Source organism: Pseudothioclava alba (genome assembly GCF_033100795.1).
GTDB lineage: Bacteria > Pseudomonadota > Alphaproteobacteria > Rhodobacterales > Rhodobacteraceae > Pseudothioclava.
This window is the reverse complement of sequence record NZ_JAWLVI010000003.1, coordinates 152,696-171,394: the sequence shown is the minus strand read 5'-3', so window position 1 is coordinate 171,394 and position 18,699 is coordinate 152,696. Positions and strand designations below refer to the sequence as shown.

Below are 18,699 nucleotides of genomic sequence, written 5' to 3'. Positions count from 1 at the left end.
TCCTTGGCTATTCGGCGGCTTCGCGTGCGCTGGCGCGCGCGAGCAGGGCTGCGATTTCGGGGCGGCACGAGCCGCAGTTTGTGCCTGCCTTCAATGCGGCGCCGATTGCGTCGACATCGCTTAACCCGTCGGTCTCGATAGCGGCGAGGATCGTGTTCATCCCGACGCCAAAGCACGAACAGATGATCGGTCCCGGATCGGGGCGGTTTGGCGGAGTGCGCCCTGACAGCGCCTCGGGGGCATCGGTTCCGGGCAGGCTGGAAAGATAGTCGCGCATGACGGCAACAGGCTCGCGCGAGATGAACAGCGCCGCCAGCAGGCGCCCGTCCTGTTCAAAGGCCAAACGGTGCAACCCGCGGGTTTCGTCGGATACTGATTGCAGGCTTGCATGGGGAAGCCCGAACAGATCGCGCGCCCAGCTTTCCCAATCCGCCGGATCGCTCATCCCCGCGAGTTCGGCGCGCGTGCCCGATGCCGTTTTCGCCACGGCCCAATATTCGGCCTTTGGGCGGAACCCGTCGGTGCTGATTGCGAACCCATACCAGCGGGCCGCAAAGCGCGAGATGGAAACGGTCGAGGCTTTGCTCTCGGGCTGACCCGACACAGGGTCGGTCACCGCCCGCACAAGGGTATCGATACGCGCGGTGGGCGCAGTTTCGCCCGTCCAGTGCATCGGCACAAAGATCTGGCCTTGCGCCACGGCATCGGTGATTTGCGCCCGCACGATCACCTGACCCAGCTCATTCGACAACGCGACCAGATCGCTTTGGCCAATGCCAAGCGCGGCCGCGTCTGCGGGGTGCAGTTCGGCAAAGGGCTCGGGGCGGTGCGCGGACAGGCGCGGCGAAAGCGCCGTGCGCGTCATCGTGTGCCACTGGTCGCGCAGCCGCCCTGTGTTCAGCAGGAAAGGACGTTCCGCGTCCGGCGCGTGCTTCGGCGCGCTGTTGCGAACCGCGATCAGGCGCGCCTTCTTATCCGCGTGAAAGAACTGCCCGTCAGCAAAGAAACGCCCCCCCGTTTTCGTGGCGCTGACCGGCCAGCGCTGCGGAGGCATCCCCTCGTAATCGGTGTCCGAAATTTCAGAGAGCCCCGAGATATCGAAATCGCGGCCAAAGGCACCTGCGATCCCCGAAAGCGCGGCATATTCGCGGAAAATCTGCGCGGGCGAGCGGTAATCAAAGGCGCCTGCCCATCCCATGCGGCGGCCAACCTCGGCCAGAGTATCCCAATCCGGGCGGGTGGCCCCGGGGGGCGCAAGGGCCGCGCGCTGACGCGATATCGTGCGATCGGAATTGGTGACCGTGCCGGATTTTTCGGCCCATGCCGTGGCTGGCAACAGGACATCGGCAAGGCGGGCTGTATCTGTCGCGCCCGTCACATCGCTGACGACGACGAAATCGCACCCCTCGATCGCGGTGCGCACCGCGCTTGCATCGGGCAGAGTGACGGCGGGGTTGGTATGGATGATCCAGAGCGCCTTGATCCGCTTTTGCGCCACCGCACGAAACAGATCGACCGCTTTCAGCCCCGCCTGTTCGGGCATGGCGGGGGCGCTCCAGAACTGCTTGACGGCATCGCGATGCGCGGGGTTTTCCAGATCGAGATGGCAGGCCAACATATTGGCCAGCCCCCCGACCTCGCGGCCGCCCATCGCATTGGGCTGGCCGGTCACGGAAAACGGCCCGCATCCCGGTTTGCCGATCCGTCCCGTCACAAGGTGGCAGTTCAGGATGGCGTTGACCTTATCCGTGCCCGACGAGGATTGGTTTACCCCCTGGCTGAACACGGTGACGACCTTCTTCGTCCCGATCCACAGGTCGAAAAAGGCGCCAAGCGAGGCGGGGTCAAGGCCGGTTTGCGCGGTGTCATCGGCCCGCGCCGACGCAAGTGCGGCCTCAAGCCCATCAAGATGCGGCGCGAAATCCCCGTCGATTGCACCCTGAGCGGCGATTTGTGCTAGAAGCCCGTTGAACAGGGCCACATCGCTGCCGGGCTTGAGCGCCAGATGCAGGTCGGCACCGTCGCAGCTGGCCGTCCGGCGGGGATCAATCACCACAAGCTTCATCTGCGGGCGGGCCTTGCGCGCGGCAAGCAGGCGCTGATGCAAGACCGGATGGCACCACGCGAGGTTCGAACCGACCAGAACCACCAGATCGGCCTCGTCAAGATCCTCGTAGGTGCCGGGCACCGTATCGGTGCCAAAGGCGCGCTTGTGGCCTGCCACCGTCGAGGCCATGCACAGCCTTGAATTCGTGTCGATATTGGCCGAGCCGATAAACCCTTTCATCAACTTGTTGGCGACATAGTAATCCTCGGTCAGCAGCTGCCCCGAGACGTAGAAGGCCACGCTGTCGGGCCCGTGTTCCGCGATTGTGCGCGTTAAGGTCGAAGCCACCAGATCAAGGGCGCTGTTCCAGTCGCTCGGCGCTCCGTTCACGAGGGGGGTGGTCAGGCGACCGGCGCGGCCGACGGTTTCACCCAAGGCCGAGCCTTTGGAACACAGCCGCCCCTTGTTCGCGGGGTGATCGGTGTCGCCGCGCACGGTCAACCCGCCGTGGCCATCACCGCGCAAAAGAACGCCACAGCCCACGCCACAATAAGGGCAAGTCGAGCGGATTTCGGGGAGGGAAGATCCATCCATCACGCAGCCATCCCGTGTCTGGAGGCGGCCGCATAGGCCTGCCCGAAGATCAGTGCGTCGCGCATCAACGACACATCCGCGCGTGCTTTCATCAGGTCAAAGAACCACGGGCCATCGGACGTATCGCCATACAGAACGATACCGATGATGCGGTTGTCCCGCAGCACAAGGCGGCGATAGCGGCTGCGCGCAGGATCGCGCAGGACGATGGTCTCGGTATCGCGGCCGCCATCGAAGTCCCCGGCCGAGAACAGGTCGCAGCCCGTGACTTTGAGCTTTGCGGAAATCTCGCGCGGGGTGAACGTGGCCTCCTGCCCGGCCAGTATCCGGGCGGCGACATCTGCCTGATCGAAGACGGGCGCTACAAGGCCGAAGGTCTGGCCGCGGTGCTCGGTGCATTCCCCGATGGCAAGGATCGCCGGATCAGAGGTGGTCATGCGGTCGTCAACCGTGACCCCTCGCGCAGTCGTCAGGCCCGCAGACTGGGCCAGTGCGACCGAGGGCCGGATACCGGTCGCAATAACCAGCAGATCACAGGGCAGGTCGCGTCCGTCCTCAAGGCGCAGTGCCTGCACCCGCCCGTCGCTCCCAACGATGGACTGCGATTGCGCCCCGCAATGAATGTTAATCCCGCGCGCCTCCAGTTCGGTCCGCAAAAGCGCGCTGGCTTCGGCGTCAAGTTGGCGTTCCATCAGATGCGTGTTCAGGTGGACGACGCTGACCTTGATGCCGCGTGCCGCCATGCCCGCCGCCGCCTCGAGGCCAAGCAATCCCCCGCCCAGAACCACGGCGCGTTGCCCCGCGCGCAGGTCCATCATCGTGCGTGTGTCTTCCAGATCGCGGTAAGAGATGACGCCTGCCAGCCCGATCCCCGGAAGGGGCGGCATGAACGGCATCGACCCTGTCGCCAGCACAAGCCGGTCATAGGGCAGTGCGGTCCCGTCCGACAGCGTGACAAGCTTGCCGTCGCGGTCGAGCGTGTCAACGCGCTGGCCGAACTGACAGGTTATCCCCTGCGCGCGATACCAGGCCTCGTCATGCGTGACGATGTCGGCAAATGCCTTGTCACCCGCCAGAACCGGGCTCAGCATGATCCGGTTATAGCTGCCGCGTGGCTCGGCATTGACCAGCGTGATGTCATAGCGTGCGGGCGCCGCGCTCAGCCTGTCCAGAAGGCGCCCCGCTGCCATGCCGGCCCCCACGATCACGAGTTTCTGTCGCATGGGGCTACTCCGCTGCTATCGCCTTCGAGGGGCCGGGCTTCGGCTTGGCGCCGTGTTCGTATTCTTCCAGAAAATCAAGGACTTCTTGCCGGTAGCGATAGTAGTCCGGGTGTTCGAGAAGCGCCTTGCGGGTGCGCGGGCGGGGCAGGTCGACCTCGGTGATCTTGCCGATGGTGGCGTGCGGCCCGTTGGTCATCATCACCACGCGGTCGGCCAGCAGGATCGCCTCGTCCACGTCATGGGTGACGCAGATCGCGGTCACCTTGGTGCGCGACCAGACCTCCATCAGCACTTCCTGAAGCTCCCACCTCGTCAAGCTGTCAAGCATCCCGAAGGGTTCATCCAGAAGCAGTAGTTTGGGCGAAAGCGCAAAGGCCCGCGCGATGCCGACGCGCTGGCGCATCCCGTTCGACATATCCGAGGCGGGGCGGTCCATCTGATCGGCCAGGCCGACCCGTTCGAGGTAATATTCGACCACGTCCTGACGCTCGGCGAGCGAGGCCTTGGGATAGACCTTGTCCACGCCGATGGCGACGTTTTCCTTGGCCGACAGCCACGGGAACAGGTTGGGCGACTGGAACACAACGGCGCGCTCCGGATCGGCGCCTCTGACCTCGTAGCCATCCAGCTTGATCCCGCCTTTGGACACATCGTTCAGCCCGGCGGTCATCGTCAGAACCGTCGATTTTCCGCAGCCCGAATGACCGATCAACGAGATAAATTCGCCTTTGCGGACCTTCAGGTCGAAGTTCTCGACGACCGTCAGCGGCCCTTTGGGCGTGGGGTAGATTTTATACAGCTGCGAATAGTCCAGATAGCGGTCTTCAAGGGTCGAGCGCGCGGCCTCTGACAGGGCTTTGGGCAGCGAGTGCAACGGGGTCACTTCCGGAAGCTGGCGCGTGCCCTCGACGCGCGCCTGAATGCCGGTGTCCATCAGATAGCCCGTGACTTCGGCGCGCAGCTTCTTGAAGGCGGCGTCATGGTTCATCGCGCCGCGGTCGCGCGGGCGGGGCAGGGTGACCGTAAACGCCTTGCCGATTGTGCCATCGGGATTGAGCGGGATGATCCGGTCGGCCAGCAGGATCGCCTCGTCCACGTCATTGGTGATCAGGACACAGGTCTTTTTGTCCTGCTCCCAGATCTGGAGGATTTCATCGGCCAGATTGGCACGCGTCAGCGCGTCAAGCGCCGAGAGCGGTTCGTCGAGCAGCAGCATCTCGGGGTCAAGCGCCAGCGCCCGCGCAACCGAGACCCGCTGGCGCATCCCGCCCGACAGCTCGGCCGGACGGCGGCTGGCTGCGTGCGACAGCCCGACCATCTGGATATAGTGGAGCGCCTTGGCCTCTTTCTCGGGTTTGCCAAGCGTCGGATTGGCAGCGTCAACGGCCAGCATCACATTGCCCAGAACCGTCAGCCACGGCATCAGCGAGTAGTTCTGGAACACCAACCCGCGTTCCGGCCCCGGCCCGGTAATCGGCTTGCCCTTGAAGGTCACCGAACCGGTGTCGGGGAAACTCAGGCCCGCCATCAGGTTGATCAGCGTCGATTTGCCCGTCCCCGAGAAGCCGAGGATCGCGATGAATTCCCCTTCGGCAATATCCAGATCAATCCCGCTCAGCACGTCGGTGCGGTTCAATCCCTCGCCGAAGCCTATGGAAACATTGGAAAGTGTCAGAAGTCCCATAGCGATCACCGGTTGTTCGAGAAGGTAAAGAGCGACTGCAGGGCGAACATCACGCGGTCCAGAAGGAAGCCGATAATGCCGATGGTGAAGACCGCGACCATGATCTTGGCAAGCGAGCTGGACGAACCGTTCTGAAACTCGTCCCAGACGAATTTGCCAAGCCCGGGGTTCTGCGCCAGCATCTCGGCGGCGATCAGCACCATCCAGCCCACGCCCAGAGACAGCCGAAGTCCGGTAAAGATCAGCGGCAGCGCCGAGGGCAGAACCAGCTTGGTGATCTTGGTCCAGGTGTTCATTTTCAGAACCTTCGAGACGCTGACCAGATCCTTGTCGATCGAGGCCACACCAAGTGCTGTGTTGATCAGCGTGGGCCAAAGCGAACACAGCGTCACGGTGACTGCCGAAATCAGGAAGCTTTTCGAGAAGAACCCGTCATTGGTCGCATAGATCGCAGAGATGACCATCGTCACGATCGGCAGCCAGGCCAGCGGCGAAACGGGCTTGAAGATTTGCACCAGCGGGTTGATCGCGGCATTTGCCGTGGGTGACAGCCCCCCCAGAATGCCAAGCGGCACCGCCACAAGCGTCGCGATCAGAAAGCCGAAGAACACGGTTTTGATCGAGGTCCAGATTTGCTCGTAATAGCTGGGCGCACCGGTGTAGGCGACTGACTTGACCTCGTCGGCGCGACCGGCGGCGATCAGTTTGGCGTTGCGCGCCTCGACCATGGTTTCAAAGCGCTCTTTCTTGTCGGCTTTGGCCACGGCGTCGGCGTGCAGGTTGACGACTTCGGTCCAGACCTCGGCGGGTCCCGGAACCGCACCAAGCGAGGTTTGCACCTTGGGCGCCAGTGCACCCCACAGCAGCAGGAACGCGCCAATCGCGACAAGCGGCACCCCCAGCAAGCGCCAGATGTCACGCGCCTGGGTCTTGGGGTTGTCCCCGGCCAGCGCTTTGAGCATCGGCGTTACCCATGCGATCCCAAGGATACGGAACCATTTGTCAGCGGCATTGATGCGGGTGAACAGGCGGGCGCGGCGGGCGGCACGGGCCTCTTCGCGGGCGAAATCGGGGTCAGCGACGGTCATGGTGCGATCCTTCGGGACAGGAGTTTCGGTGGCCCCTCCCCGCAGTCCGGGGAGGGGATGGGGTCTTAGCCCTGAATGTCGTTTCCGACGACGGTCTGCGCGCCCTTGAGGCCGATCGGCAGGCTGTCCAGGTAGGCGTTAGGCAGTTTGGCATCGAAGCCGATACCGTCGATCACGTCTTCGGCCGGGGTGGCGGGCTTGTAGCCGTCGCTGTCCCAGGGGAAGTCGGCTTCGTTCGCCAGCCCCTCGTCGACCAGCAGGCGCGCGGCCTCCAGATAGATCGCGGGCTTGTAGACGGATTTCGCGACCTCATCATACCAGCCATCCGCCTTCGCCGCGGGGATCTGGCCCCAGCGGCGCATCTGCGTCAGGTACCAGACCGCATCCGAATAGAACGGATAGGTGGCGTTGTGACGGAAGAAGACGTTGAAGTCGGGCACCGGGCGCTTGTCGCCCTTTTCATATTCGAAGGTGCCGGTCATCGAGTTCGCGATGACCTCGGGGTCGGCGCCGACATACTCGGGACGGGCAAGGATCTGGACAGCCTCGGCGCGGTTCGCGTTGTCGTTTTCATCAAGCCAGATTGCCGCGCGGATCAGAGCCTTGGTGATGGCAAGCGTGGTGTTGGGGTATTGCTCGGTGAATTCGGCGGTCAGGCCAAAGACCTTTTCGGGGTTGTTCTTCCACAACTCGTAGTCGGTGATGACCGGAACGCCGATCCCCTTGAAGACCGCTGCCTGGTTCCACGGCTCGCCCACGCAGTAGCCGTTGATCGTGCCGGCCTCGAGGGTCGCGGGCATCTGTGGGGGCGGGGTCACCGACAAAAGCACATCGGCGCCGATCTGGCCGGTGATGTTTTCGGGGCTGTAGAAGCCGGGGTTCAGCCCGCCTGCGGCCAGCCAGTAGCGCAGTTCGTAGTTATGGGTCGAAACGGGGAAGACCATGCCCATGTTGAACGGCTTGCCCTCGGCCTTGAAACTCTCGACGACCGGCGCAAGGGCCGAGGCCGAAATCGGGTGCTGCACCTTGCCATCCGCATCCGTGGGCAGCGCGGGCTTCATCAGCTCCCAGACCTCGTTCGAGACGGTAATGCCGTTGCCGTTCAGGTCCATCGAGAAGGGCGTGACGATATGCGCCTCGGTGCCGTAGCCGATGGTCGCAGCCAGCGGTTGACCTGCCAGCATATGCGCCCCGTCCAGCTGCCCCGAGATCACCCCGTCCAGCAGAACCTTCCAGTTGGCCTGTGCTTCGAGCGTGACGAAGAGACCCTCATCCAGAAAGTAGCCCTGTTCATAGGCCACCGCGAGCGGCGCCATGTCGGTCAGCTTGATGAAGCCGAAGGTGAGTTCGTCCTTTTCCAGCGCAAGCGGCGCGGCGAAGCCGGGGGCAGAAAGGGCCGAAGTCATCACAAGGCCAAGCAGAAGTCGTTTCATAATACGTCTGTCCCTTCTCAGTGCCCGCAGGAGGAGGAGAGGCGGGCGAAAAACCAAAAAAGCCGCTGACACGCTCCGCGGGAGGGCGGAGGGTCGAGCGGCTTTGCTCATCGTTCCCGATCTTCGGGAGAGGTATCGGCCCGTGGCGCCATTGCCTGCCGATGGGATCATCGTGCCAAAGCGGGCGGTGTGGCTCAAAGGAAAAGCGCGCCACGAAGGATGTTTGTGCCGCAATGCAGCATCGTTTTGCGCGGATGTGCGGAAATATTGGGCGTTAGTCACCGAGCGGGTCAAAAATCCGGCCATCGAAAAAGCCATTATGCGGGGTGTCGCGCATCTCTTGGCGGGCCAGCGCCGTATCCGCGCCCTCGGTTTTGGTGGAATCGGCTGGCAGTTCTGCCGTCGTTCCGCGCAGGGCCGCGCGGTAGATGTCCGAGCGGAACACCGAGCGCGCCGTCCGTTGCGAGGCGACCCGGTCCAGCCCCGTGCGCGCGGCCAGTTGCAGCCCGATCCATTCGGCCTGCGAGGCCCAGGGAAAGCCTGCGTTGTTCTGGTGGAATTCGACGAAATTCGGCGTCTGCCGCTCGTCTCCGTTCGGCGAGATCACCAAGCGTCCGGTCAGCGCACGGTCCAGAACCTCGGGCGAAAGGTTCAGATATTCGGGGCGCGCCAAGAGTTCCGCGGCAAGCGTGCGCGAGGCCGGATCCGCCAGCCAGCGACCGGCGCGCCAGACCGCGCGGATCAGACGCCCCAGAAGCGCGGCTTCGCTGTCCGCCCAGTCCGAACGCACGGCAAGCACCTTTTCGGGCGCAAAGCTCCAGATTGCCGAGGTCGGCAGCAGCAATTCGCCCATGCCGGTTTCTACCGCCTGCGAGCCCCACGGCTCGCCCACGCAAAAGGCGTCGATCTCGTCTGCGCGGATCGCGTCGGCCATAAGCGGCGGCGGAACCGTGCGGATGTCGATGTTTTGCGGCGCGGGCAGGCCAAGCGCCGAAAGCCAGTAGTAAACAAGGTCGGCATGCATCGAAAAGGGAAACGGCACCCCGATACGCAAGCGACCGGCCGCGCCCGAAATCAAGGCTTGTCCGGCCGCGCGCGCATCCGCAAAGCCGAAATCATGCCCGTTGTCGCGCAGCTTTTGCGCCAGCGCGCGGCTGACGCCAATCACATTGCCATTCATCGACAGCACCGACACGGCGGTCAGCGGTGTGCCGGCCCCGCCAAGCCCCAAGGCCGTCGCGACCGGCACAGGCGACAGCATGTGTGCCGCATCGACGCGCCCGAAGGTCAGCATGTCGCGCAGGCTCGACCATGAGGGCGCGCGTTTGAGGTCAAGCGCGATGCCCTCTTCGGCGGCAAAGCCCATTTCCTGTGCGACGATCAGAGGGGCTGCATCGACAAGCGGAATGAAGCCAACGGAGAGAATAGCTGATCTCATCCCAGCAACCCCGCCGCCGTCACAAGGGCCTGTGCGACATCCGCGACCCGCTTGCCCTGATCCATCGCGGCCTTGCGCAACAGCGCGTAGGCCTCGTCCTCACCGATGCCACGGGCCTTCATCAGCATGCCTTTCGCGCGATCAATCACTTTGCGTTCTTCCAGCGCGCGCTTGGTTTCGGCCAGTTCGGTGCGCATCCGCTGGAACATGCGAAAGCGGGTAATGGCCGCATCGAGGATCGGTTTGACCCGCTGCGACTTCAGCCCGTCCACGACATAGGCCGATACGCCCGCCTCGATGGCGGCAGTGGACATGGCGGCATCAGAGCGGTCGACAAACATCGCAACAGGACGTTCAAGCGGCCCCGAGGCGAGCGCGCATTCCTCAAGCATATCGCGCGAGGGATTTTCGATGTCGATCAGCACCACATCGGGATTGCGCACCTTGATCTGATGCGCGAGGCCGGTGATCTGCGAAATGACGCTGATGTCGAATTCACCCGCTTCGCGCAGGCTTGCGACAATCAGCGCGGCACGCGCGGGATCTGTTTCAACAAGGGTGATCGAAAGTGACTGGGGCATGGCGCCAACAAGCGGGGCGCGGCGCGGCGAAGTAAAGAGCGCCCTGCATGGCGACCCCGGCTGTATCGGAGTTGCCCGCTAAATGGGCGCTATGCGCGGTTCGTGAGGAATTATTGGGCTTGGAATGGTGGACCCAAATCGGACCACTGGAGAACTGCAAGGGCGACTTGCTGCCCAAGGCTGATTGCGGGAGTTGTTGGTTATAGAGCCAGACGTAGCGATGTAGCCTGGCCTTTGCGCAACCCACATACGGTTCATAGTCTATCAGCCCGTCCGCAAGCTTTTGGAACGCAGAATCCGTCAAGTTGTTGATGTAAACCACGTAGAATTGGCTGCTATGCCGATAGTCGATGCGACGCACCGGGCAAACCGCCTCACAGAAGGCTTCATACAGGGTCTCTTGTTAGCTGTTGCTTCCGATGTAGTCGCCAACCAAAATGCTGTTCTTAGTTCTTGGATCGAGCAGCGGAATGATGCGTTCAAACACTTGGTAGCCATACCAGCTATCTTCAATCTGCATCGTGTCGAAGATCAAAGCTATCTCAGGCTTTTCGCGGTCGGGCACCAACGCTGCACGCAGGTCGTCGTAGTTGATGCCCTTAGTCTTCAATGTCCGTGTAATTTGAGCACGCATCCCCTGTATCTCAAGGAGCATCCGATCCGGGGACAACCCAAAGTAGTCGCGAATAACCTCTAGCATCCCGTTGCCGCGCGCGTTCAGGGTATGGATCGGTAGAATTTCTGATGCCAATTTATCACCTCTCGCCGCACATCTTACCCTGAAAATCGCATGGGTAGTTCATGGGTAGGATTGGCTGATCGCCAATTTCTTCAATAAAATCAATGTGTGGTGGCGGAGACGAAGGGATTCGAACCCTCGAGACCCTTCCGGGCCTACTCCCTTAGCAGGGGAGCGCCTTCGACCACTCGGCCACGTCTCCAAGGCCGGGAGGTATCTGTAAAATAAGGGCTTTGCAAGACCTCCTGAAAAACTAATTTTTGTCTTTGTGCCGGAGTTCGGCACAGTGTCCCGAATGGTTGGTGTGCTGGCCGGAAGGACAAAGCGGCCTACAACGAATATTTGCTAGGCAAAGCAGGTCCAACGCCCTGTATTATTGGTTGGGAACGGAGGGGGAATACCCGCCAAAATCAGGCAGCACACCCATTAATTCTTGTTTGAGTGTATAGGTTTGAGTTTCACTCCCAAGATAAGTCTGCGCGGAAGGCCGTCTGGCTGCTGTTGGGATGGGGGTGCGGTGCCGTGTGACGGTCCCGTCCGGGTTTGACATGGCAGCTGCGGCACATCTGCTGAACGGTTTGATGGTGCGGTCATGATTGCGTTTCCGGCGGGCACGAAGGTGTGGATTGCAGGGGGCGTGACGGATGTGCGGTGGGGCATGACCACCTTGGCGCTGACCGTGCGGCAGGGTCTTGGCCGCGCCCCGCATGCAGGAGAAATCTTCTGCTTTCGGGGGCGCAAGGGCGATCTGGTGAAACTGCTCTGGCATGACGGGGTCGGACTGTCCCTGTATTTGATGCGGCTTGAAGCGGGGAAGTTCATCTGGCCCGTGAGCCGGGAGGGCGCGTCTGTTGCGATCTCTGCGGCGCAGCTCGTAACCGACATAACAGCCGAACCCGAAATCGAAACTTCTGCCGCAGCGTAGCCAGCGGTCATAACCAGAGCGGTCGTCGCGAAGAGACTATCGTCGGTGGGCGGATAGTTTTCGCTACTATCGCCAGATTTTCGCACCTGCTGGAAAGGTCGCAAAACAAGGGGTTGCGCGCCGATGCCGCGCGGGCGGGGGATGCGCGCCGCAAGCCTGATGAATAAAGGGGCGCACGACCCCGTGCCCACTTTCCAAAGGGGGTGTTTTCGTGTATGGGCCAGCGCATCTGCGACGTGACGCCTAGCCCCGGGCACATGCAAAGGATAGGGGCGGCGGCAATGGGGCCGCCACGCAAACGGAAGACCGGGAGGGCCCGGAGTGCTTCCAGATAGGATACGCTGATGTTCAACGTGACTAAAAAATCAATCCAGTGGGGCGAAGAGACGCTGACGCTGGAAACCGGCAAGGTTGCCCGTCAGGCTGACGGCACCGTGATTGCCACGCTTGGTGAAACCTCGGTCATGGCAAACGTGACCTTCGCGAAAGCCGCGAAACCGGGGCAGGATTTCTTCCCGCTGACGGTTCACTACCAAGAGAAATACTATGCCGCCGGTAAAGTTCCGGGCGGCTTCTTCAAGCGCGAGGCGCGCCCGTCGGAAAAAGAGACGCTGACCGCGCGTCTGATCGACCGCCCGTGCCGTCCGCTCTTCGTCCCGGGCTTCAAGAACGAAGTTCTGGTGATGTGCACCGTGCTCTCGCACGATCTGGTGAACGAGCCTGACATCGTGGCGATGATCGCGGCCTCGGCTGCGCTGACCATTTCGGGCGTGCCGTTCATGGGCCCGATCGGTGCGGCGCGCGTCGGCTTCTCGGATGGCGAATATGTCCTCAACCCCGAAGTTGACGACATGCAGAAGCTGCGCGAGAACCCCGAGCAGCGCCTCGATCTGGTTGTCGCTGGCACCAAAGACGCCGTGATGATGGTGGAATCCGAAGCTTACGAGCTGTCCGAAGCCGAAATGCTGGGCGCTGTGAAGTTCGGCCACGAAGCGATGCAGCCGGTGATCGACCTGATCATCGACCTCGCAGAAGCCGCTGCGAAAGAGCCTTTCGATTTCGTGGCTCCCGATTACAGCGAGCTTTACGCCAAGGTGAAAGCCGCTGGCGAGACCGAAATGCGCGCCGCTTTCGCCCTGAAAGACAAGCAGGAACGCTCGAACGCGATCTCGGCTGCTGTCGAGGCGATCAAAGGCAAGCTGTCGGAAGAAGATCTGGCTGATGCGAACCTCGGCTCGGCGATCAAGAAGCTTGAATCGAGCATCCTGCGCGGTGACATCATCAACGGCGGCGACCGTATTGATGGCCGTGACAAGGAAACCGTGCGTCCGATCGTTTCGGAAGTCGGCCTTCTGCCGCGCACCCACGGTTCGGCCCTGTTCACCCGCGGAGAGACGCAGGCGCTGGTCGTGACGACGCTCGGCACCGGCGATGATGAGCAGATCATCGACGCGCTGCATGGCAACTCGCGTTCGAACTTCCTGCTGCACTACAACTTCCCGCCCTATTCGGTTGGTGAAGTTGGCCGCGTTGGCTCGCCGGGGCGCCGTGAAATCGGCCACGGCAAACTGGCATGGCGTGCGCTTCAGGCGGTTCTGCCGGCTGCGACCGACTTCCCCTACACGATCCGCCTTGTGTCCGAGATCACGGAATCGAACGGCTCGTCCTCGATGGCGTCGGTCTGCGGTGGCTCGCTCTCGATGATGGATGCGGGCGTTCCGCTGAAAGCTCCGGTGGCTGGCGTTGCGATGGGCCTGATCCTTGAAGAAGACGGCCGTTACGCCGTTCTCACCGACATCCTTGGTGACGAAGATCACCTTGGCGACATGGACTTCAAGGTCGCGGGCACGTCGGAAGGCATCACCTCGCTGCAGATGGACATCAAGGTCGCAGGCATTACGCCCGAGATCATGGAGCAGGCTCTGGCTCAGGCCAAAGCAGGCCGGATGCACATCCTTGGTGAGATGAACAAAGCGCTGGCCGAAGGCCGCACCGAGTTCTCGGCCCACGCGCCGCGCATCGAAACGATGACCATTCCGACCGACAAGATCCGTGAAGTGATCGGCTCGGGCGGCAAGGTGATCCGCGAGATCGTCGAGGTTTCGGGTGCCAAGGTCGACATCAACGATGACGGCGTCATCAAGATCGCATCGGCCAATGCCGACTCGATCCAGAAAGCCTATGACATGATCTATTCGATCGTGGCCGAGCCGGAAGAAGGCAAGGTTTACACCGGCAAGGTCGTGAAGCTCGTCGATTTCGGCGCCTTCGTGAACTTCTTCGGCAAGCGTGACGGCCTCGTGCACGTCAGCCAGATCGCCAACAAGCGCCTGAACCACCCGAGCGATCTGCTCAAGGAAGGTCAGGAAGTGAAGGTCAAGCTTCTGGGCTTTGACGATCGCGGCAAGGTGCGCCTTGGCATGAAGATGGTCGACCAAGAGACCGGCGAAGAAATCGCGCCCGAGAAAAAAGACGAGAAAGCCGAGTAATCGGCCCATCGTTGAAATCAGAAGCCCCGGGGGAAACCTCGGGGCTTTTTTGTTGCGCCTGCCGCGCGATCGGGCATCTTGTGACCGACCATAGGAGGACCAGATGAAACGTTTTGCTGCGGCGATGTTATGTGCGGGGTTTGCTTTGCCCGCAGGGGCCGAGACGACCGAAGACCTGTTGGCCGAAATTCTGGATCGCCAGCTTGGAACCGGCGCGGTGACGGCAACCATTCATGCGGATGGCACGATCAGCGGCGATTTTCACGGTAAGGTCATGGGCGGCGCGTGGCATATCGAGGACGGTTTCTATTGCCGCAGCCTGACGCTGGATGGTGAGCCGCTCGGGCAAGAGGATTGCATCGCAATTCTGCGCGATGGTGATGGCTACCGCTTTGATGGGGAGCGGGGCACAAAGGCGGGCCACGTCTACCGCCCAGCAGAATAACGCCAGACACGAAAAAGGGCCCATGCTTCCGCCGGGCCCGCCTTCGCTATCGCAGTTCCGCCAAGCGGATTATTTACCGTATGCCGCCTGCCGCGCGATGTCTCGGATCGAAACGCGTGCGATGCCGATGTCGGACAGATCGCGGTCGCTCATCGCGTCAAGCTCGGCAAGGGTCTGACGATACACAGAATAACGCTCGCGCTTTTCTTCGATCACTGCGGCCAGATGCGCGACAGCGTCGAGCAGGTTGAAGTGTTTCGGTGCGTGCAGTCCATGTGCGAGTGCCATTTGAGCCTCTCCTTACGATCCAGCCTTGGGCCCATTCCCTTGGCTGATGGCGCTAACATGGGGCAAATGCTGCGTTTGCACAAATGCCGTTGCGATATTGCCGCGATGCAGAAATCGCATGGCTCGTTACCGGAAGGAAAACGAAAACGGCCCCGCAGATTGCGAGGCCGTTCGAGGACTGTATCAGGCGATCAGGCCGGATCTTTGACGAAGCGCAGATAGGGCAGCTTTTTATCCAGCGCGCCGTATTTCGCCTCGGCGGCTGCGTCATCAAGCGACAGCGCGGCGATCACGTCCTGGCCTGCGACCCAGTTGGCCGGGGTGGCCAGCGGCACGCCAAAGGTCTTTTGCAGGCCGTCCAGCGCGCGCAGCACCTCGGCGAAGTTGCGACCGACCGACATCGGATAGGTCATCGTCAGTTGCAGCTTCTTGTCGGGCGAGATGATAAAGACCGAGCGCACCGTCGCGGTATTCGCGGGGGTGCGGCCTTCGGGCAGATAGGCCTCGGCGGGCAGCATGTCGAAGGCTTTGGAAACGGCCAGATCGGTATCCGCGATGATCGGGAAACCTGCGGTGGTGCCGGCAAAGCTTTCGATGTCGCCCTTCCAGCCCTTGTGCTCTTCCACGCCATCGACCGAAACGCCGATGACCTTGGTGTTGCGCTTGGCCCATTCGGCCGCAAGCTGCGCCACGGCGCCGAACTCGGTCGTGCAGACGGGGGTGAAATCTTTCGGATGCGAGAACAGGATAGCCCAGCTATCGCCGATCCAGTCGTGGAAGCTGATCTCGCCCTGATCGGTCTGGGCGGTGAAATTCGGAACGATGTCGTTAATGCGCAGGCCCATAGGCTCCCTCCTGTAATGGTTCTAGATGGATATAGGGGGGCGCGGGCGTTTTCAACAGGGGGATTGCCGACGCGTCACATGCTTGTGCGGGAGCTTGCGTCTGTGGGGCGGTGGTGTCACCTTGTTGCAGGAAACGGCGCACACGGAGGCTGCAATGATCGAGAAACGCGAGTTCTATATCGACGGGGCATGGGTTGCGCCTGCAATCACGCGCGATCACAGTGTCATCGACCCTTCGACCGAAGACGCTTGCGCGGTGATCAGCCTTGGCTCCGAGGCAGACACCAATGCGGCGGTGGCAGCTGCGAAGCGCGCCTTGCCCGGCTGGAAGGCAACGCCGCCGGCTGAACGTCTGGCCTATGTCGAGAAAATTCTCGATATTTATCAGGCCCGTGCGCAGGAGATGGCCGAAGCGATGAGCCTTGAGATGGGCGCGCCGATTGATCTGGCGGCGGCCAATCAGGTGGGCGCGGGGGCGTGGCACATCGCGAATTTCATCACCGCCGCGAAAGAGATCGACTGGGTTCGCCCGCTTGGGGATGGCACCAAGGGCGCGATGATCGCGCTGGAGCCGGTGGGCGTTGTCGGACTGATTACGCCGTGGAACTGGCCGATGAATCAGGTCACGCTGAAGGTTGTTCCGGCGCTGATCGCGGGTTGCACGATGGTGCTTAAACCCTCGGAAGAGGCACCGCTATCCTCGCTGCTGTTCGCGGAAATGCTGCATGAGGCGGGCGTTCCGGCGGGTGTGTTCAACCTTGTGAATGGCGATGGTGTGGGGGTTGGCTCGCAGCTATCGGCGCACCCTGATGTCGAGATGATCTCGTTTACCGGCTCGACCCGCGCGGGCAAGGCGATCTCGAAGGCGGCAGCGGAGACGCTCAAGCGCGTCTGTCTTGAACTGGGCGGCAAGGGCGCGAACCTTGTGTTTGCCGATGCGGATGACAAGGCGGTCGCGCGCGGTGTGCGGCATTGCTTCCAGAACTCGGGGCAAAGCTGTAACGCACCGACGCGGATGCTGGTCGAGCGCAGCTATTACGAGACCGCGCTGCAAATCGCACAGGTCGAAGCCGAGAAAACCCGCGTGGGCAACCCGCGCGAGCATGGCAAGCATATCGGGCCGGTCATTAACAAGGCGCAATACGATAAAATTCAGGGGCTTATCGAGGCCGGCATCAGTGAGGGTGCGCGACTTCTGGCGGGCGGTCCGGGGCGGCCCGAGGGGCTGAACCGCGGCTATTATGTGCGCCCGACGGTCTTTGCCGATTGCACGCCCGATATGACGGTGATCCGCGAAGAGATTTTCGGGCCTGTGCTGTCGATCATGCCCTTTGACACCGAAGAAGAGGCGATCGCGCTGGCCAATGATACGCCCTATGGCTTGACGAATTACGTCCAGTCGCAGGACGGTGCGCGGCGCAATCGTCTGGCTCGCGCATTGCGTTCAGGCATGGTCGAGATGAACGGCGAAAGCCGCGGAGCTGGCGCGCCTTTCGGCGGCGTTGGCGCCTCGGGCCGCGCGCGTGAAGGCGGTCACTGGGGGATCGAGGAGTTCTGCGACGTCAAGTCGATCTCTGGCTGGGCCGAGTAAGCGGGCAGGGGGCCGAAGCCCCCGTCCGAATTACTGCAAATCCGCGAATGCGCGCTGGAGGCGGGAGACCGCCTCTTCGACCCGCGCCCGCGGTGTCGCAAGGTTGAAGCGCAGGAAGCTTTCGCCGCCAAGCCCGAAGGTCGGCCCGTGGTTCGCGGCGATCTGCGCTTCTTTCTCGACCCGTGCGGTGAATTCCTCGCGCGACATGCCGGTGCCCGAGAAATCGACCCACGCCAGATAGGTGGCCTCCAGCGGCATGGATTTCAGCCCCGGAATTGCGGCGATACCTGCGTCGAAAACCTTGCGGTTGCCATCCAGATAGGCGACCAGCGCATCGACCCATTCGGCACCCTCGGGGCTATAGGCGGCGGTCGCCATCGCAAGCCCGAACGAGTTTGGCGAAATTCCTAGCGCCATCATCCGCGTGGCAAAACGCGCACGCAGCCCCTCGTCCGCGATGATCACATTGCCCGAATGGGTGCCTGCAATGTTGAAGGTCTTGGTCGTTGCGGACATCATGATGACCGGCTGATCGGGAACGGCGACGGGGAAGGGCAGGTGCTTTTGCCCCGGCATCACCAGATCGTGGTGGATCTCATCCGAGACGAGCACCAGCCCGTGCCGCTGACAGAACGCGGCGACGCCCTCAAGCTCGGCCTTGGTCCAGACGCGCCCGCCCGGATTATGCGGAGAGCACAGGATCAGCATCTTGGCCGATCCGTCCATCTGCTGATCCCAAGCGTCGAAATCCATCTCGTAGCGGCCATCCACCAGCGCCAGCGGACATTCGACAACCTTACGCTCTGCCGCACGGATCACACGGGCAAAGGCATGGTAAACGGGCGTCATAAGCACAACGCCGTCGCCCGCCTTGGTGAAAGTATCCACGCAAAGCGCCGTGCCATTGACCAGCCCGTGCGTGGTGAAAATCCACTCGGGTGCAACCTGCCAGTTGTGGCGCGCCTTCATCCACCAGCTGATCGCGGCGCGGTAGTCCTCTTCGCCGCCCCAATAGCCATAGACCCCATGCGCGGCCATGCCTTCGACCGCGTTTTGCACGGCGGCAGGCGGGCGGAAATCCATATCGGCCACCCACATCGAGATACCGTCTTGCGGCGAAACGCCGTAGATCGGCTCCATCTGGTCCCATTTTGCGGAATGGGTGCCGACGCGGTCGATCTGCTCGTCGAAATTCGGAAAATGGCCCATGGGTCGTCCTTTATTCTGCTTTTTCCGCATCCAAACAGCATCGGGCCGGTTTGGCAAAGCCCCAATTGTCCTTGTGACAA

The 18,699-nt window shown here is 62.1% G+C and carries 15 protein-coding genes and 1 tRNA gene; 4 read left to right on the top strand and 12 right to left on the bottom strand.

From position 1 onward, the window contains the following. Positions 1–7: 7 nt before the first annotated feature. The 9 genes from RYZ20_RS08870 to RYZ20_RS08830 all read right to left on the bottom strand — a co-directional run bounded on the left by RYZ20_RS08870 (position 8) and on the right by RYZ20_RS08830 (position 11,029). Positions 8–2,641, bottom strand: coding sequence for a molybdopterin-dependent oxidoreductase (locus RYZ20_RS08870; protein ID WP_317672568.1), 2,634 nt, complete (start codon positions 2,639–2,641; stop codon positions 8–10). Then, positions 2,641–3,864, bottom strand: coding sequence for an NAD(P)/FAD-dependent oxidoreductase (locus tag RYZ20_RS08865; protein ID WP_317672566.1), 1,224 nt, complete (start codon positions 3,862–3,864; stop codon positions 2,641–2,643). Before RYZ20_RS08865 ends, RYZ20_RS08870 begins: the two co-directional genes overlap by 1 nt. A gap of 4 nt (positions 3,865–3,868) precedes the next feature. After that, on the bottom strand, positions 3,869–5,548 hold the full coding sequence (locus RYZ20_RS08860; protein ID WP_317672564.1) for an ABC transporter ATP-binding protein: 1,680 nt from the start codon (positions 5,546–5,548) through the stop codon (positions 3,869–3,871). 5 nt (positions 5,549–5,553) lie between these two features. Further along, positions 5,554–6,636 (bottom strand): ABC transporter permease, encoded by a 1,083-nt coding sequence (locus RYZ20_RS08855; protein WP_317672562.1) that lies wholly within the window; start codon positions 6,634–6,636, stop codon positions 5,554–5,556. Positions 6,637–6,701: 65 nt separating this feature from the next. Then, a complete protein-coding gene (locus RYZ20_RS08850) occupies positions 6,702–8,069 on the bottom strand; it encodes a CmpA/NrtA family ABC transporter substrate-binding protein (RefSeq protein ID WP_317672560.1) in 1,368 nt (455 codons plus the stop codon). Between the two features lie 274 nt (positions 8,070–8,343). Beyond that, complete coding sequence (locus RYZ20_RS08845) at positions 8,344–9,507, bottom strand: CmpA/NrtA family ABC transporter substrate-binding protein (protein ID WP_317672558.1); 1,164 nt, start codon at positions 9,505–9,507, stop codon at positions 8,344–8,346. Further along, positions 9,504–10,088: an ANTAR domain-containing response regulator gene (locus RYZ20_RS08840; RefSeq protein ID WP_317672556.1), complete on the bottom strand. Its 585-nt coding sequence runs from the start codon at positions 10,086–10,088 to the stop codon at positions 9,504–9,506. Before RYZ20_RS08840 ends, RYZ20_RS08845 begins: the two co-directional genes overlap by 4 nt. A 403-nt stretch (positions 10,089–10,491) precedes the next feature. Next, positions 10,492–10,839, bottom strand: a complete 348-nt coding sequence (locus RYZ20_RS08835; protein WP_317672554.1) for a hypothetical protein — start codon at positions 10,837–10,839, stop codon at positions 10,492–10,494. 100 nt (positions 10,840–10,939) lie between these two features. Continuing rightward, positions 10,940–11,029 (bottom strand) — tRNA-Ser (locus tag RYZ20_RS08830). 390 nt (positions 11,030–11,419) lie between these two features. Here RYZ20_RS08830 and tnpB point away from each other — a divergent pair. The 3 genes from tnpB to RYZ20_RS08815 all read left to right on the top strand — a co-directional run bounded on the left by tnpB (position 11,420) and on the right by RYZ20_RS08815 (position 14,686). Further along, positions 11,420–11,752 (top strand): IS66 family insertion sequence element accessory protein TnpB, encoded by a 333-nt coding sequence (gene tnpB, locus RYZ20_RS08825; protein ID WP_317672552.1) that lies wholly within the window; start codon positions 11,420–11,422, stop codon positions 11,750–11,752. 344 nt (positions 11,753–12,096) lie between these two features. Beyond that, positions 12,097–14,241, top strand: a complete 2,145-nt coding sequence (gene pnp / locus RYZ20_RS08820; RefSeq protein ID WP_317672550.1) for a polyribonucleotide nucleotidyltransferase — start codon at positions 12,097–12,099, stop codon at positions 14,239–14,241. A gap of 103 nt (positions 14,242–14,344) precedes the next feature. After that, positions 14,345–14,686, top strand: coding sequence for a hypothetical protein (locus RYZ20_RS08815; RefSeq protein ID WP_317672548.1), 342 nt, complete (start codon positions 14,345–14,347; stop codon positions 14,684–14,686). A gap of 69 nt (positions 14,687–14,755) precedes the next feature. Here the strand turns inward: RYZ20_RS08815 and RYZ20_RS08810 are convergent, their stop codons facing one another. Continuing rightward, on the bottom strand, positions 14,756–14,974 hold the full coding sequence (locus RYZ20_RS08810; RefSeq protein ID WP_317672546.1) for a DUF1127 domain-containing protein: 219 nt from the start codon (positions 14,972–14,974) through the stop codon (positions 14,756–14,758). A gap of 191 nt (positions 14,975–15,165) precedes the next feature. Further along, complete coding sequence (locus tag RYZ20_RS08805) at positions 15,166–15,819, bottom strand: peroxiredoxin (protein ID WP_317672544.1); 654 nt, start codon at positions 15,817–15,819, stop codon at positions 15,166–15,168. Between the two features lie 154 nt (positions 15,820–15,973). Here RYZ20_RS08805 and RYZ20_RS08800 point away from each other — a divergent pair, with 154 nt between their 5' ends. After that, positions 15,974–17,410: an aldehyde dehydrogenase family protein gene (locus RYZ20_RS08800; protein WP_317672542.1), complete on the top strand. Its 1,437-nt coding sequence runs from the start codon at positions 15,974–15,976 to the stop codon at positions 17,408–17,410. Between the two features lie 30 nt (positions 17,411–17,440). Here the strand turns inward: RYZ20_RS08800 and RYZ20_RS08795 are convergent, their stop codons facing one another. Then, a complete protein-coding gene (locus RYZ20_RS08795) occupies positions 17,441–18,619 on the bottom strand; it encodes a MalY/PatB family protein (RefSeq protein WP_317672540.1) in 1,179 nt (392 codons plus the stop codon). Positions 18,620–18,699 lie beyond the last annotated feature (80 nt).

Excerpts from the sequence above, each read along its gene's own strand:
- RYZ20_RS08870 (WP_317672568.1), bottom strand. The coding sequence starts at position 2,641 with ATGGATGGATCTTCCCTCCCCGAAATCCGCTCGACTTGCCCTTATTGT.
- RYZ20_RS08865 (WP_317672566.1), bottom strand. The coding sequence starts at position 3,864 with ATGCGACAGAAACTCGTGATCGTGGGGGCCGGCATGGCAGCGGGGCGC.
- RYZ20_RS08860 (WP_317672564.1), bottom strand. The coding sequence starts at position 5,548 with ATGGGACTTCTGACACTTTCCAATGTTTCCATAGGCTTCGGCGAGGGA.
- RYZ20_RS08855 (WP_317672562.1), bottom strand. The coding sequence starts at position 6,636 with ATGACCGTCGCTGACCCCGATTTCGCCCGCGAAGAGGCCCGTGCCGCC.
- RYZ20_RS08850 (WP_317672560.1), bottom strand. The coding sequence starts at position 8,069 with ATGAAACGACTTCTGCTTGGCCTTGTGATGACTTCGGCCCTTTCTGCC.
- RYZ20_RS08845 (WP_317672558.1), bottom strand. The coding sequence starts at position 9,507 with ATGAGATCAGCTATTCTCTCCGTTGGCTTCATTCCGCTTGTCGATGCA.
- RYZ20_RS08840 (WP_317672556.1), bottom strand. The coding sequence starts at position 10,088 with ATGCCCCAGTCACTTTCGATCACCCTTGTTGAAACAGATCCCGCGCGT.
- tnpB (WP_317672552.1), top strand. The coding sequence starts at position 11,420 with ATGATTGCGTTTCCGGCGGGCACGAAGGTGTGGATTGCAGGGGGCGTG.
- pnp (WP_317672550.1), top strand. The coding sequence starts at position 12,097 with ATGTTCAACGTGACTAAAAAATCAATCCAGTGGGGCGAAGAGACGCTG.
- RYZ20_RS08815 (WP_317672548.1), top strand. The coding sequence starts at position 14,345 with ATGAAACGTTTTGCTGCGGCGATGTTATGTGCGGGGTTTGCTTTGCCC.
- RYZ20_RS08810 (WP_317672546.1), bottom strand. The coding sequence starts at position 14,974 with ATGGCACTCGCACATGGACTGCACGCACCGAAACACTTCAACCTGCTC.
- RYZ20_RS08805 (WP_317672544.1), bottom strand. The coding sequence starts at position 15,819 with ATGGGCCTGCGCATTAACGACATCGTTCCGAATTTCACCGCCCAGACC.
- RYZ20_RS08800 (WP_317672542.1), top strand. The coding sequence starts at position 15,974 with ATGATCGAGAAACGCGAGTTCTATATCGACGGGGCATGGGTTGCGCCT.
- RYZ20_RS08795 (WP_317672540.1), bottom strand. The coding sequence starts at position 18,619 with ATGGGCCATTTTCCGAATTTCGACGAGCAGATCGACCGCGTCGGCACC.